At 73.6% G+C, this 13,082-nt stretch carries 10 protein-coding genes; 4 read left to right on the top strand and 6 right to left on the bottom strand.

Going from position 1 to position 13,082, the window contains the following annotated elements; translation table 11 throughout:
• Nucleotides 1-13: 13 nt before the first annotated feature.
• The 3 genes from egtC to egtA are packed head-to-tail and all read right to left on the bottom strand — an operon-like array spanning nucleotide 14 to nucleotide 3,356.
• Nucleotides 14-751, bottom strand: a complete 738-nt coding sequence (gene egtC, locus ABT118_RS23555; RefSeq protein ID WP_350672282.1) for an ergothioneine biosynthesis protein EgtC — start codon at nucleotides 749-751, stop codon at nucleotides 14-16.
• A complete protein-coding gene (gene egtB, locus ABT118_RS23550) occupies nucleotides 751-2,121 on the bottom strand; it encodes an ergothioneine biosynthesis protein EgtB (protein ID WP_350672278.1) in 1,371 nt (456 codons plus the stop codon). The genes egtC and egtB overlap by 1 nt, the downstream gene beginning before the upstream one ends.
• On the bottom strand, nucleotides 2,115-3,356 hold the full coding sequence (gene egtA, locus ABT118_RS23545; protein WP_502884647.1) for an ergothioneine biosynthesis glutamate--cysteine ligase EgtA: 1,242 nt from the start codon (nucleotides 3,354-3,356) through the stop codon (nucleotides 2,115-2,117). Before egtA ends, egtB begins: the two co-directional genes overlap by 7 nt.
• A gap of 586 nt (nucleotides 3,357-3,942) precedes the next feature.
• Between egtA and ABT118_RS23540 the strand changes: the two genes are divergently transcribed.
• The 3 genes from ABT118_RS23540 to ABT118_RS23530 all read left to right on the top strand — a co-directional run bounded on the left by ABT118_RS23540 (nucleotide 3,943) and on the right by ABT118_RS23530 (nucleotide 6,633).
• Entirely contained in the window at nucleotides 3,943-4,563 is a 621-nt protein-coding gene (locus ABT118_RS23540; RefSeq protein ID WP_350672273.1) for an antibiotic biosynthesis monooxygenase, read from the top strand.
• 105 nt (nucleotides 4,564-4,668) lie between these two features.
• Nucleotides 4,669-5,238, top strand: a complete 570-nt coding sequence (locus ABT118_RS23535) for an antibiotic biosynthesis monooxygenase (RefSeq protein WP_350672272.1) — start codon at nucleotides 4,669-4,671, stop codon at nucleotides 5,236-5,238.
• Between the two features lie 168 nt (nucleotides 5,239-5,406).
• Entirely contained in the window at nucleotides 5,407-6,633 is a 1,227-nt protein-coding gene (locus ABT118_RS23530) for an MFS transporter (protein WP_350672269.1), read from the top strand.
• Nucleotides 6,634-6,699: 66 nt separating this feature from the next.
• Here the strand turns inward: ABT118_RS23530 and ABT118_RS23525 are convergent, their stop codons facing one another.
• Entirely contained in the window at nucleotides 6,700-7,470 is a 771-nt protein-coding gene (locus ABT118_RS23525) for a class I SAM-dependent methyltransferase (RefSeq protein ID WP_350672266.1), read from the bottom strand.
• Between the two features lie 26 nt (nucleotides 7,471-7,496).
• Nucleotides 7,497-8,660 carry a winged helix DNA-binding domain-containing protein gene (locus ABT118_RS23520; RefSeq protein ID WP_350672265.1) on the bottom strand — a complete coding sequence of 388 codons (1,164 nt, stop codon included), beginning with the start codon at nucleotides 8,658-8,660 and terminating at the stop codon, nucleotides 7,497-7,499.
• 414 nt (nucleotides 8,661-9,074) lie between these two features.
• On the opposite strand from ABT118_RS23520, the gene ABT118_RS23515 reads away from it, so the two are divergent.
• Nucleotides 9,075-11,246, top strand: a complete 2,172-nt coding sequence (locus tag ABT118_RS23515) for a glycoside hydrolase family 6 protein (protein ID WP_350672592.1) — start codon at nucleotides 9,075-9,077, stop codon at nucleotides 11,244-11,246.
• Between the two features lie 48 nt (nucleotides 11,247-11,294).
• On the opposite strand, the gene ABT118_RS23510 is transcribed toward ABT118_RS23515, so the two are convergent.
• Complete coding sequence (locus ABT118_RS23510; protein ID WP_350672263.1) at nucleotides 11,295-13,079, bottom strand: glycoside hydrolase family 15 protein; 1,785 nt, start codon at nucleotides 13,077-13,079, stop codon at nucleotides 11,295-11,297.
• Nucleotides 13,080-13,082 lie beyond the last annotated feature (3 nt).

The following is a 13,082-nucleotide window of genomic DNA, read 5'->3' as shown; positions in this document are numbered from 1 at the left end:
GTCGGTCGGGCGGTCAGGTGAGGGAGGAGACGGTCACGCCGTGCAGGTCGGCGAGCAGCAGTGAGCGGTCCGGCAGCCGGTGCCAGCCCGGGAGGTCGTCGGAGGGCTCCGAGGCGACCAGCACCGAACCGGGGGCGGTGCGGTAGCAGAGCGTGTCGCCCCAGGCGGTGGCGGCGATCGAACTGCCGTCGGTGAGCAGCAGGTTGAGCCGCCCCTCGGAGTGCTTGGCCACCTCGTGCACGGTGGCGGCCAGCGCCTCGTCCAGTCCGGCGCCGTCCCGCAGGTGGTGCAGGGCGAGCGCCCAGACCAGCGCGGAGTCGGTGCGGGCGGTCAGGTTCAGCAGCTCGGCGGGCGGCAGCAGGGCGGCCAGCGCACCGAGGCCGTCCGGCCAGTCCGGCAGTGCCCCGTTGTGGCTGAACAGCCACTGCTCGGCCGCGAACGGCGCCGCCGCCGCCTCGCCCGAGGCGCACCCGGCGGTGGCGGACCGGACGGCGGCCAGCACCGCACCCGAGCGCACCACCCGGGCCAGGTCGGCGAAGCCCTCGTCGGCCCAGATCGGCCCCGGGCGCCGGTACCGAGCCGGGACGGGGTCGCCCTCGGCGTACCAGCCGACCCCGAAGCCGTCCGCGTTCACGGTGCCGTACTGCTGCAGCCGCGGCGCCCAGGACTGCCGGTACAGCCCCTCCGGCGGCGCCACCACCAGCTCGTGCAGGGCCACCGAAGGCCCCAGGTAGGCGAGATGACGGCACATCAGCGCACCTCGCCGTCCCGGGCGGTGCGGAAGCCGGAGAAGATCTGCCGCCGGATCGGGTAGTCCCAGTTCCGGAAGGTCCCCCGGCTGGCGACCGGGGCGGCGGCGAAGCAGCCGCCGCGCAGCACCTTGTACTCCGGGCCGAAGAAGACCTCCGAGTACTCCTGGTACGGCCAGGCCCGGAAGCCCGGGTAGGGCAGGAAGTCGCTCGACGTCCACTCCCACACGTCGCCCATCAACTGCCGCACCCCGTAGGCGGATTCGCCCGCCGGGTAGCTGCCGACCGGCGCGGGCTGGAGGTGCCGCTGGCCCAGGTTGGCCAGCTCGTCGGTCGGCTCCTGGTCGCCCCAGGGGTAGCGGCGGGAGCGGTCCGCGGCCGGGTCGTGCCGGGCCGCCTTCTCCCACTCCGCCTCGGTCGGCAGCCGCCGGCCGGCCCAGCGGGCGTACGCGTCGGCCTCGTACCAGCTGACGTGCAGCACCGGCTCGGCGGCGGGCACCGGCTCGACCGCGCCGAAGCGGAGGCGCAGCCACTGGCCGCCGTCGCGGCTCCAGTACAGCGGGGCGGACAGGCCGGCCTGCTGCCGGTGCGCCCACCCCGCGGCGGTCCACCAGCGCGGGTCGTCGTAGCCGCCGTCGGCGATGAACTCCTGGTAGGCGCCGTTGCTCACCGGGGTGGTGTCCAGGTGGAAGGCGGGCACGTCCACCCGGTGGGTGGGGCGCTCGTTGTCCAGCGACCACGGCTCGGTGTCGGTGCCCATGGTGAACGGGCCGCCGGGGATCAGCACCTCGGCCGGCAGCGGGCCGGTGGCGGTGGCCGGCGGCGGGGGAGCGGTGAGCGCGCCCGGGCCCTTGCGGAGCTGATGGGTGATGAGCATGGTCTCGTCGTGCTGCTGCTCGTGCTGGACGATCATGCCGAAGGCGAACCCGTCGCGCAGCAGCGGGCGCTCGCCGTCCAGTGGGGTGGTGGTGAGCAGGTCGAGCACCCGGCCGCGCACTTCGTGGGCGTACGCCCGGGCCTGGTCGGGCGGCAGCAGCGGCAGCTTGGGGCGTTCGGCGCGCGGGTGCTCGAAGGCGTCGTAGAGCGGGTCGATCTCCGGGTGGATCGGGTCCCGGCCGCCGATGTCGCGCAGCAGCCAGAGCTCCTCCTGGTTGCCGATGTGCGCCAGGTCCCAGACCAGCGGGGACATCAGTGGGGAGTGCTGGGCGATCAGGTCGTGGTCGTCGAGCGCGGTCAGCCCGGCGGTGCGTTCGCGGGCGGCGAGCAGCTCGGTGGCGATCCGCTCGCGCAGGGCCTCGGAGCCGGAGCGGTCGGTGCCGGGATGGTGGCCGGCCGTCGGGGTGGTGCCGGGCTCGGTGTCGGCGTTCAGCATGCTGCGGTCTCCAGGGCGTGGGGAAGGGCGCCGGTGCGCAGGGCGTCCAACTGGTCGTCGGCGGGGCAGCGGCCGCGGGCCGGGTAGCGCTCGGCGAAGTCCGTGAGCGCAGTCCGCAGCCGGGACGTGCCGCCGAGGGCCTTCTCCCGGCGGGCCAGTGCCTGGTCGGCGGCGCCGAAGCAGGCCAGTGCGGCCCGGCGGAGCTGCGGGTCGGCCAGCGCGAGGGTGGCCGCCCGGTGCCAGAGCTCGGTGCGCGGGGGGTGGCGGTCCCGGCGGGAGGGCGTGCCCAGCGGTTCGAGCGCCTCCTCGGCGGCGTCGGCCGCCACCGGGTCGTCCAGCAGTGCGCCGACCAGGGCCAGCGGCACCTGCCAGCCCTCGCCGGGCTGCGCGTCGATCATGCGCAGCTCCAGGTACCCGTGCGGCCGGACCGGCGGGAACAGGGTGGTGCGGTGGTAGTCGAGGTCGGCCAGGGTCGGCGGCCGCTCGCCCCCGCCGCGCAGCCAGCCGCGGAAGGTCAGCCCCGCCGGGGCGGTCCACGGCAGGCCGTCCGGGCGGCGGACGCAGAGCACCTCGGCGTCCAGCACGTACTCGGCCCAGCGCTCGCGCGGGTCGCCGGCGGAGCGGGGGGCCAGGGTGCGGCTGGGGTCCATCCGGGACCAGACCAGCTGACGGGTGGACCGGTAGCCGGTGGCCTGGCCGTCCAGCAGGGGCGAGTTGGCGAAGGCGGCCACCAGGACCGGGCCGAGCCGGTGCACCAGCTGCCACCGCCGGGTGAAGGCGTGGGCGCCGTGCTCGGTGCCCGCGTCCACACTGACCTGGGCCGAGGCGGTGCCGGTCATCATCACCCGGCCCCAGGGGCCGAGCCGGTCGAAGTGCTGCTCCATCGCCAGGTAGCGGGGGTGGTCGAGCCGCATCAGGCGTTCCCGGCCGAGCGGGTCGGTGCCGCTGCCGGTGAGCCGCAACCCGTGGGCGGCGAGGGCGGTGCGGAGGGTGGCCTGGTCCCGCAGCATGCCGTCGGCGCACTGTTCGGGGCTGGCGGCGGGCGGGGAGCTGAGCTCGACCTGTCCGCCCGGTTCGTAGGTGAGACCGGCGCCCGAGGGAAGCAGCGGGGCGGGTGCACCAGGGTCCTGGTGGGTGGGGAGGGTGGCGAGGGCGTCGGCCAGGCGACGCGGGTCGATCGGTAACTCCGGACAGTCGCTGTCGTGGACGAACCACTCGGCTTCCACCCCGATCAACCGAGGGGGTCCGATCTTGAAACAGATCCCGGCCAGATGGCTCAGCGCGGCTGATTCGGTCAGCGGGATCGGTGTCTCCACCGCCTGCTGCTGAGGTGCCGACTGGGCGGGCGCCGGATTGGGGCGTAGGGGTATCACCGGACTCACCATTCCTTGGGTAGTGATTCGAGGCCCGGAGGTTCCTGCTCAGTCTGCAATGGAACAAACCTCGATGCCGAGCAGAACGCGCCAAAACAGATCAGGATCCAGTCAACAGCGACCAACCGATCGTCGGCAACGGAACGAGGGCCGAGTGGGCGGGCGTCCCTGCTCAGCCTAGGGAGCCGGGCCGCGGCGGGGCGGTGCGTGTACGGGCAGGCGGCACGACTGTGTCAGGTCGCGGAGCGTGACCAACCGCTCACGGATCACCCGTCCCGGACCGCTCCGACCTGACGGAGTCCGGGTCAGTGCGCACCGCGGCAGGCTGCTCCGAAACGGCGACAGCCCAGGTGGCCCAAGGGGTTCACGGTCAGTGGACGACCTGTCAGGGGCGCGACAGTGGTCGGCCGGGCGCCGTACGCTGCCGAGGAGTGAGGAGGGGCGGGAGATGACCCCACAGAAAGATGGCGGAGAAGTCACCCTGTACGTGGCCGAGCAGGTCGACCCGGGCTACGAGCGCCAGTTCGAGGTCTGGGCGAGATCGATCCTGGACGCCGCCACCGCCCACCCCGGCACGCTGGGCACCGGCCTGCTGCCGCCGGCGGACCCGGCCGAGCCGTGGCACCTGCTGCTGCACTTCCGGGACGGCGACGCCTACCGGGCCTGGCAGCACTCCCCGGTCCGGGCCGCCTGCCTGGCCGCCGCCCAGGGCCACCACATGGAGGTGGCCCGGCGTGAACTGCTCGGCATGGAGGGCTGGTTCGCCAGCACCGCCGCTGCCGCCCGGAGCCGTCCCGCCCCGCGCTGGAAGATGGCCGCCGCCTCCACGGTGGCCATCGCCCCGCTCACCCTGGGCGCCAACCTCTACCTCACCCCGCACCTGGATGCCCTGCCGGTGGCGGCCCGCTCGCTGCTGCTGGCGCCGGTGATCAGCGTCCTGATGACGTACGCCGCGCTGCCGCTCGCCACCCGCCTGCTGCGGCGGTGGCTGTTCCCCGCCGCCGCTGTGGCAACCGCTGCCCCGCCCCGGGAACGGACCTGGCCGGCCGTCGGAGGAACCGCCGACTGAACCGGGCCCGCCGCAGGTCGGGGCTGTGTCAGTGCACGATTCGTCCGGGCTTCTCCCCGACCGCCCGCGCCGCATAGGCTGCGGGCGGATCGGGGGTTCGCCACCATGGGCACGGACGTACGGCAGGACGGACACAGCGGGGAAGAGGCCACCCTCTTCGTGGCCCGACGGGTCGACCCCGGGTACGAGGAGCAGTTCGAGGTGTGGGCCCGGGCCATCCTGCGCGCCGCCGCCGACCACCCCGGAAACCTGGGCACCGGCCTGCTGCGCCCGGCCGGCCCCGGCGACCCCTGGCACCTGCTGCTGCACTTCCAGGACGCCGAGTCGTTCCAGGCCTGGCAGGACTCCCCGGCCCGGGCCGCCTGCTTCGCCAAGGCCGACGGCCACCACGTCGAGGTGGCCCGGCGCGAACTGCTCGGCATGGAGGGCTGGTTCGCCACCACCGCAGCCGGTGCCCGCCGCACCCCGGCTCCGCGCTGGAAGATGGCGATCGCCTCCACCCTGGCCATCGCCCCGCTCACCACCACGGCCAACTTCTACCTCACCCCGCACCTGGCCACCCTTCCGGTGCTGGCCCGCTCCCTGATCCTGGCGCCGCTGATCAGCACGCTGATGACCTACCTCGCCCTCCCGGTCGCCACCCGCCTGCTGCGGCGCTGGCTCTTCCCGAACTAGGGCCGCACCCCGGGGGCTTCCGGTGCGGCCGGAACCGGGGTCGATTTCGGACTCTTTCTATCAGGGATCCTTCCTGATAGTTTTCTTGCGCCAGGAGGGCACTTTGCGCGATCCGAGGGTCCTCCCGGCTTCCGGCAGGCATGCTCAGCAGGGGGAGGAACCGGGTCGATGGACGGCTATCAGGAGGCCAGGCGGGCCAGGATGCGGTTCAGCGCGGTGTTCGCGATCCACGGGGCGGTGACGGGCAGCTTCGTCACCCGGATCCCGTGGATCCAGCACCAGCTGGACCTGAGTGCCGGTCAGCTCGGTGCGGCGCTGCTCGCCCCCGCCGTCGGCGCCTTCCTCGGGATGCCGTTGGCCGGACACGTGGTCCACCGCTTCGGTCCGCGAGCGGCACTGCGGGCCCTGATGGCGCTCTGGTGCCTGTCTCTGGCGCTGCCCGCCCTGGCGCCGAACCTGGCGGTGCTGTGGCTGGTCCTGTTCGGGTACGGCGCCATCTCGGGCATGGCCTCGGTCCAGCTGAACGCGCAGGGCGTGGAGGTCGAGCAGCGGCTCGGCCGGTCGATCATGTCGGGCCTGCACGGCCTCTGGAGCGCGGGTGGACTGATCGCCTCGGGCTTCGGCGTCCTCGCGGCCAACCGGCAGTTCGACGCCCGGATCCAACTGGCCGTCACCTCACTGGTCCTCACCGTCCTGGCCGTACTGGTCTGCAACGGCCTGAGCATCCCGGGCGACAGCAGCGCCGCAGCGGAGTCGAAGACCGAGCAGGCCCCGCCGCGCTTCGCCCTGCCGCCGCGAGCCGCCCTGGCGATCGGTCTGGTCGGGTTCTGCTCCGTCTTCGCCGAGGGCTCCAGCATGGACTGGGCGGGCGTCTACCTGCGCGACGTCACCGGCGCCTCGCCCGCGGTCGCCGCCGCCAGCTTCACCGCCTTCGCCGCCACCATGACCGCCGCCCGCCTGGTCGGCGACCTCGCCGTCCGTCGGCTCGGCCCGGTCCGCAGCGTCCGGGTCGGCGGATCCGTCGCCACCCTCGGCGGACTGCTCGTGGTCGGTGCCGATTCGCCCCACCTCGCCATCCCCGGCTTCGGCCTGATCGGGATCGGAGTCGCCGTCGTGGTCCCGCTCGCCTTCGCCGCCGCCGGGCGGACCGCCGACCCGACCCGGGCCGTGGCAGGCGTGGCCACCATCACCTACACGGCCGGTCTGAGCGCGCCCGCCACCATCGGACTGATCGGCCAGGCCGTGTCCCTGCGCGCCTCGTTCGCCCTGGTCACCGCCCTCACCGCTGCGCTGGTGCTGATCGCCGGCGCCCTCGGCCGGAACCCCGCCGCAGTGCCGGCCCGCGCGGCGGCCCGTGGTGAGGCCCCGCCCGAGCAGCCCGCCGTGGCTGCCTGACCGGCCGTCGGCCCTCCCGCTCGAACACCCCGTGGCGACCCGGGTGCGGTGAGCCGGGCCCGGTGGTCACGGCACCCGGGCGGTGAGCACCGGCTGGAAGAAGCCGGTGCGCTCCGGCGACTCCCAGCTGATCTCGGTGAAGCCCGCGTCGGCGGCCAGACCGGCCAACTGCCGCTGGGTCAGCGCCCAGTAGGTGGAGCGCCGGACGGCGACGTCCCAGCCGGTGCCGTCCGGGGCGAGGCGGAAGTGCTCCAGATCGTAGCGTTCGCCATCCGGGTGCCAGTGCCAGAGCTGGAAGGTCACCACCCGGCCGTCCGGGCCCTCCGACTGCTGCGGCGGGGTGGAGACCGGCCGGGTGATCAGCAGCTCGTCGTAGGGACGGGTGCTCAGCACCAGCAGCCCGCCGCTGCGCAGGACCCGGCGCATGCCCGCCAGCGCGCGGTGCACGTCCTCGGCGGTGAGCAGGTGCGGGAGGGCGTTGTCCGCGCACACCACCACATCGAACCGGCAGTCATCGAACGGCAGTTGCCGCATGTCGGCCGCGACCGCCGGGAGGGCGAGACCCCGGAGCGCGGCCTCCCGGGCGGCCCGGGCGACCGCGCCCAGACTGAGGTCGGCACCCGTGACCTGGTGGCCGAGGCGGGCCAGCGGGACCGCCTGGGTGCCGATGCCGCAGGAGCAGTCCAGCACCGAGGCGGGCTCCGGGCCGAGCGCGGTGCGGATGAGCGCGTCCAGACTGGCGCCCTGCCGCTCCATGCTCGCCTTCCAGTCCCGGTAGATCAGGTGGTAGTCGTCGGCGAGCTGGTCGTAGAAGTGCGCCACCGGGTCATCAGTCATGGCGCCACGGTACCGAGTTGGCCGGGTCAGCCCGCCAGGCGGCGCTCCAGCGAGGTGCGGAAGCGCGGCGTGACCCGGGCCGGCCCGAGCCAGTGGGCGAGGCGGTCGGCCTCGGCGTCGATCGCGGTGCGGGCCTCGCGGGGCAGCGGTTCGAGGGCCTCCCAGCGCACCCGGCCGTCGGGGTGCTGGGCCCAGCCGCCGACCACCCGGCCGTTCCACCAGACGGTCGGGCCGATGTTGCCGGAGCGGTCGACCAGTTCGGCCCGGTGGGCGACAGGCAGGTACCAGTCGCGCTGCTGCCAGCCCATCGGAGTGGGGTCCAGCGAGGGGAGCAGGGCGGCCCACGGGGCGGGTTCGGGCACCGGGTCCAGGTCGTCCGGGAGGGCGTGGCCCTCGCCGCAGTCGAGGTCGACGGGCACCGCGCCGCAGGCCGCCAGCGCGGCCCTGACCTCCCGGACGCCCCAGCCCGTCCACCACTTGACGTCGTCGAAGGTGGCGGGGCCGAAGGCGGTCAGCCAGCGGCGGGTCAGCTCCGCCTGGGCCTCGGCGACCGGGAGTTCGGGCAGGGCGTCCTGGACCGCCCACCAGTACTGCCCGCTGGTCCAGCCCCCGATCGGGCGGCCCCGGACGATCTCGTTCTCCATCGCGAGCACCCGAAGCAGCCGCAGCCCGATGGTCTGGCCCGCCTCGTACGCCTTGCCCCGGGAGACCGTGATCGTCTCGCGCAACTCGGGTACCAGTTTGCCGAGTTGCGCGGCGGTGGCCGGGCCGGTCTGGGTCAGCGCGAGCAGCGTACGGCGCTCGACGCCGGCCAGCCAGGCAGCGTCGAACCCGCCCTCGGCGGCGAAGGCCAGCAGGCCGCGCCGCTCCCGCTCGGCGACCTTCCGGGTGCTGGAGGCATACACCACCGGCGCCAGCCCGGTCGGTACCACGAACAGCGTGCGCCGCATACCGTGCAGCCGCAGGAGGGCCCGGTCCTCGTACAACGCCCGCTCCAGCGCGGCCGGTTCGGGATCGGCGAGCCGGGCGGCGGCGGAGAGGAAGACGCTCGCGGGATCGGAGGCGTGCAGGGCCAGCAGGGACTCGGCGAGCTGCTCGGGCGAGCCGGCCCGGTGGGCCGGGGCGAGCAGCTGACGGGTCGCCAGGCGGGCGCGGCGCTGCTGGTCGTCGATCCTGGGGCGGACGGGCATCGGGCGGCCTCCGTAAGGGTGGGGCCCCGAGGTTCTCACGAGACACCGTCAACTCCGTTTCGGGAGCGCTCCCATGGGAAGCGCCGTGTTCACTTGCTGAAGTCGGTCAGAACGCTTGACGCCTCCGCGCCTTCATGGGTTGATATGCCGTGAACTCAGGGGCCGCCCTGAGATGCGGGGAGTTGTTCACCCGCCGAGTCGGTCCCGCGTTGCCACACCCCATCCAGTCCTCCCTGTGGCGCCGCTCGACTCGTTCTTTATGGGAGCGCTCCCACGGGTACGGATGGCTCCCGCACCGTCCGCCCCACCGGATCTCCCCCACCCGAAAGGAATCCGCACGTGTCAGGAAAGCTCCTCCGCCGCCTCCGAACGGCCGCCCTCGCGGCCGCTCTCGGCGCGGCAACCCTGCTCCCGATGGCCACCGGTGCCCACGCCGCGGCCAAGGTCGACAACCCCTATGTCGGCGCCGGCGTCTACGTGAACCCCGAGTGGGCCGCCAAGGCCGCCGCCGAGCCCGGCGGTTCGGCCGTGTCCTCCCAGCCGACCGCCGTCTGGCTGGACCGGATCGCCGCGATCAACGGCAGCACCGGCTCGATGGGCCTGCGGGCCCACCTGAACGCCGCCGTCAGCCAGGCCACGGCCGCGGGCAAGCCCTACGTCTTCCAGGTGGTCATCTACAACCTGCCCGGCCGCGACTGTGCCGCGCTGGCCTCCAACGGCGAACTCGGCCCGACCGAGATCGGCCGCTACAAGACCGACTACATCGACCCGATCGCCGCGATCCTGGCCGACCCGGCCTACGCGAGCCTGCGGATCGTCACCACGATCGAGATCGACTCGCTGCCGAACCTGATCACCAACGCCGGCGGCACCGCCACCGCCACCGCCGCCTGCGACGTGATGAAGGCGAACGGCAACTACGTGACCGGCGTCGGCTACGCCCTGGCCAAGCTGGGCGCGGTCTCCAACGTCTACAACTACATCGACGCGGGCCACCACGGCTGGCTGGGCTGGGACTCCAACTTCACCCCGACCGCCAACCTGCTGCTCCAGGCCGCCAACGCCTCCGGCTCCACCCCGGCCAACGTGCACGGCTTCATCGTCAACACCGCCAACTACTCGACGCTGAAGGAGCCGTACTTCACCATCAACGACACCGTCGGCGGCCAGTCGATCCGGGGCACCTCCAAGTGGGTGGACTGGAACCGCTACGTCGACGAGCTGTCCTACGCCCAGGCCTTCCGGGCCAAGGCGGTCGAGGTCGGCTTCCCGTCGAACATCGGCATGCTGATCGACACCTCCCGCAACGGCTGGGGCGGCCCGAACCGTCCGACCGGCCCGGGCCCGCAGACCAGTGGTGACGCGTACGTCGACGGCGGCCGCCTCGACCGCCGCTTCCAGGCCGGCAACTGGTGCAACCAGTCCGGTGCGGGTCTCGGCGAGCGGCCGACCGCCGCGCCCGAGGCGGGCATCGACGCCTACGTCTGGGTCAAGCCCCCGGGTGAGTCGGACGGCGCCAGCAAGGCGATCGCGAACGACCAGGGCAAGGGCTTCGACCGGATGTGCGACCCCACGTACACCGGCAACCCGCGCAACAACAACAACATGTCCGGCGCGCTGCCGGACGCGCCGCTGGCCGGGGCCTGGTTCTCCGCCCAGTTCCAGGAGCTGCTCCGCAACGCCTACCCGCCGGTCGGCGGCGGCACCTCCGACACCACCGCTCCGTCCGTTCCGTCCGGGCTGGTCGCGAGCAGCGTCACCGCCTCGGGTCTGACCCTGGGTTGGACCGCTTCGACTGACAACGTCGGTGTGACTGGGTACCAGGTCTTCCGCAACGGTGTGCAGGTCGGCACCTCGGCCACCACCTCGTACGCGGACAGCGGTCTGACCGCCGCGACCGCGTACAGCTACACGGTGAAGGCCCGCGACGCGGCCGGCAACGTCTCGGCGGCCTCCGCCGCGCTGAGCGTCACCACCTCGGCGGGGACCAGTGACACCACCGCTCCGTCCGTCCCGGCCGGGCTGGTCGCGAGCAATGTCACCGCCTCGGGTCTGACCCTGGGTTGGACCGCTTCGACCGACAACGTCGGTGTGACGGGCTACCAGGTCTTCCGCAACGGTGTGCAGGTCGGGACCTCGACCGGCACCTCGTACGCGGACAGCGGTCTGACCGCCGCGACGGCGTACAGCTACACGGTGAAGGCCCGCGACGCGGCCGGCAACGTCTCGGCGGCCTCCGCCGCGCTGAGCGTCACCACCTCGACCGGGGGTGGCACCGGCAACGTCGGGTGCGCCGCGACCTACAAGGTGAGCAGTGACTGGGGCGCCGGCTTCAACGCCGACGTCACGGTCACCAACACCGGTACCGCGGCCACCAAGAGCTGGAAGGTCACCTGGACCTGGCCGGGCAACCAGCAGGTCACCAACCTGTGGAACGGCACGGTCAGCCAGAGCGGCAGCTCGGTCTCGGTGGTCAACGCCGGCTACAACGGCGCGATCGGGACCGGCGGCAGCACCTCCTTCGGGTTCGGCGCGAGCTACTCCGGCAGCAACTCCGCCCCGACGCTGAGCTGCACCGCGAGCTGACCCGTCGGCATGGATCGGCGGCCGACCCCGCGGCGACGGGGTCGGCCGCTAGTCCATGTCCGAGCTGTCCGCGTCGGCCAGGGCGAAGGCGGTGTTCACCAGGGCGACATGGGTGAACGCCTGGGGGGCGTTGCCGAGTTGGTGCCGCCGGTCCGGGTCGTACTCCTCGGCCAGCAGGCCGAGGTCGTTGGTGAGCGCCAGCACCCGCTCGAACAGTTCCCTGGCCTCGGTCCGCCGCCCGGTCGCGGCCAGTGCGTCGGCCAGCCAGAACGAGCAGGCCAGGAAGGCGCCTTCGGAGCCGGGCAGCCCGTCGGTGCCCGGTGCGGTGCGGTAGCGGCGGACGAAGCCGCCGTGGTCGAGCTCGGCCCGTACCGCGTCCACCGTGCGCACCACCCGGGGGTCGTCCGGGGGCAGGAAGCCGGACTTGGCGATGAACAGCGTCGCGGCGTCCAACTCCTCGGCGCCGTACGACTGGACGAAGACCCCGCGGCCGGCGTGGTAGCCGTACTCGCAGACCTCGGCGTGCACGGTGTCGCGCAGCGCCCGCCAGCGGTCCAGCGGCGCGGGCAGGCCGGTGGCCTCGGCGAGCCGGACGGCGCGGTCGGCGGCCACCCAGACCATCACCTTGGAGTGCACGAACTGCCGTCTGACGCCCCGGACTTCCCACAGCCCCTCGTCCGGCTCGCGCCAGTGCAGCTCCAGGAACTCCATCAGGCTGCGGAGCAGGCCCCAGACCTTGCGCTCCATCGGGATGCCCGCCAGGTAGGCGAGCTGGAGGGTGTCCAACACCTCGCCGTAGACGTCGAGTTGGAGCTGCCGGACGGCGGCGTTGCCGAACCGGACCGGGGTGGAGCCGCGGTAGCCGGGCAGCCAGTCGGCCGAGGTCTCCGGCAGGGTGCGCTCGCCCGCCACCCCGTACACCGCCTGCAGGTCGCCGGGGTCGCCCGCGATCGCCCGCAGCAGCCACTCGCGCCAGGCCGCCGCCTCGTCCCGGAAGCCGCCGCGCAGCAGCGCGGCCAGCGTCATGCTGGAGTCCCGCAGCCAGCAGAACCGGTAGTCCCAGTTGCGCTCGCCGCCGAGCAGCTCGGGCAGCGAGGCGGTCGGCGCGGCCACGATGCCGCCGGTCGGGTCGTAGGTGAGCGCCTTCAGGGTGATCAGCGAGCGCAGCACCTGCTCGCGGTACGGGCCCCGGTAGCGGAAGCCGTCGGCCCAGGACTGCCAGTCGGCCAGGGTGCGGCGGAGCAGCTCGGCCGGGTCCAGCCGGGGCGTGCCGGTGCGGTGGGACGGCTGCCAGGTGAGCACGAACGGGACCTGCTCGCCCTGGTGGACGGTGAACTCCGAGGCGGTGGCCCCGTCCTCGCCCCAGGTGTGCACGCCCGGGGGCACCCGCAGCCAGGCCGAGTCGGGCCCGGCCACCGCGATCCGGTGGTGGTCGGTGCGGCGGACCCAGGGCTCGATCCGGCCGTGGTTGAACCGCAGCCGCAGCTCGCCCCGCATCTCGACGCTGCCGGAGAGGCCCTCGACGATCCGGACCAGGCGGGGGAACCGGTCCCGCTGGGGCATGAAGTCGGTGATCCGGACCGAGCCGGTGGGGGTGTCCCAGCGGGACTCCAGCACCAGGCTGGCCGGGTGGTAGCTGCGCCCGGTGCAGGAGCCGCCCGCGGCGGGGGCCAGCCGCCAGCCGCCGTGCCGGTCGGTGCCGAGCAGTCCGGCGAAGCAGCTGGGGGAGTCGAACCGGGGCAGGCAGAGCCAGTCGACCGATCCGTCCCGTCCGACCAGGGCGGCGGTCTGCAGGTCTCCGAGGAGCGCGTAGTCCTCGATGGTTCCGGCCATGAC

The sequence above is a fragment of the Kitasatospora sp. NPDC002040 genome, assembly GCF_040296785.1.
GTDB lineage: Bacteria > Actinomycetota > Actinomycetes > Streptomycetales > Streptomycetaceae > Kitasatospora.
The sequence above is the reverse complement of the archived record's forward strand: the minus strand, read 5'-3'. Positions and strand labels throughout refer to the sequence as shown.

Bases quoted from the DNA above. Each gene is read 5' to 3' on its own strand.
- ABT118_RS23515 (WP_350672592.1), top strand. From the start codon at position 9,075: ATGGCCACCGGTGCCCACGCCGCGGCCAAGGTCGACAACCCCTATGTC.
- egtB (WP_350672278.1), bottom strand. From the start codon at position 2,121: ATGCTGAACGCCGACACCGAGCCCGGCACCACCCCGACGGCCGGCCAC.
- egtC (WP_350672282.1), bottom strand. From the start codon at position 751: ATGTGCCGTCATCTCGCCTACCTGGGGCCTTCGGTGGCCCTGCACGAG.
- ABT118_RS23535 (WP_350672272.1), top strand. From the start codon at position 4,669: ATGGGCACGGACGTACGGCAGGACGGACACAGCGGGGAAGAGGCCACC.
- ABT118_RS23525 (WP_350672266.1), bottom strand. From the start codon at position 7,470: ATGACTGATGACCCGGTGGCGCACTTCTACGACCAGCTCGCCGACGAC.
- ABT118_RS23540 (WP_350672273.1), top strand. From the start codon at position 3,943: ATGACCCCACAGAAAGATGGCGGAGAAGTCACCCTGTACGTGGCCGAG.
- ABT118_RS23520 (WP_350672265.1), bottom strand. From the start codon at position 8,660: ATGCCCGTCCGCCCCAGGATCGACGACCAGCAGCGCCGCGCCCGCCTG.
- ABT118_RS23530 (WP_350672269.1), top strand. From the start codon at position 5,407: ATGGACGGCTATCAGGAGGCCAGGCGGGCCAGGATGCGGTTCAGCGCG.
- ABT118_RS23510 (WP_350672263.1), bottom strand. From the start codon at position 13,079: ATGGCCGGAACCATCGAGGACTACGCGCTCCTCGGAGACCTGCAGACC.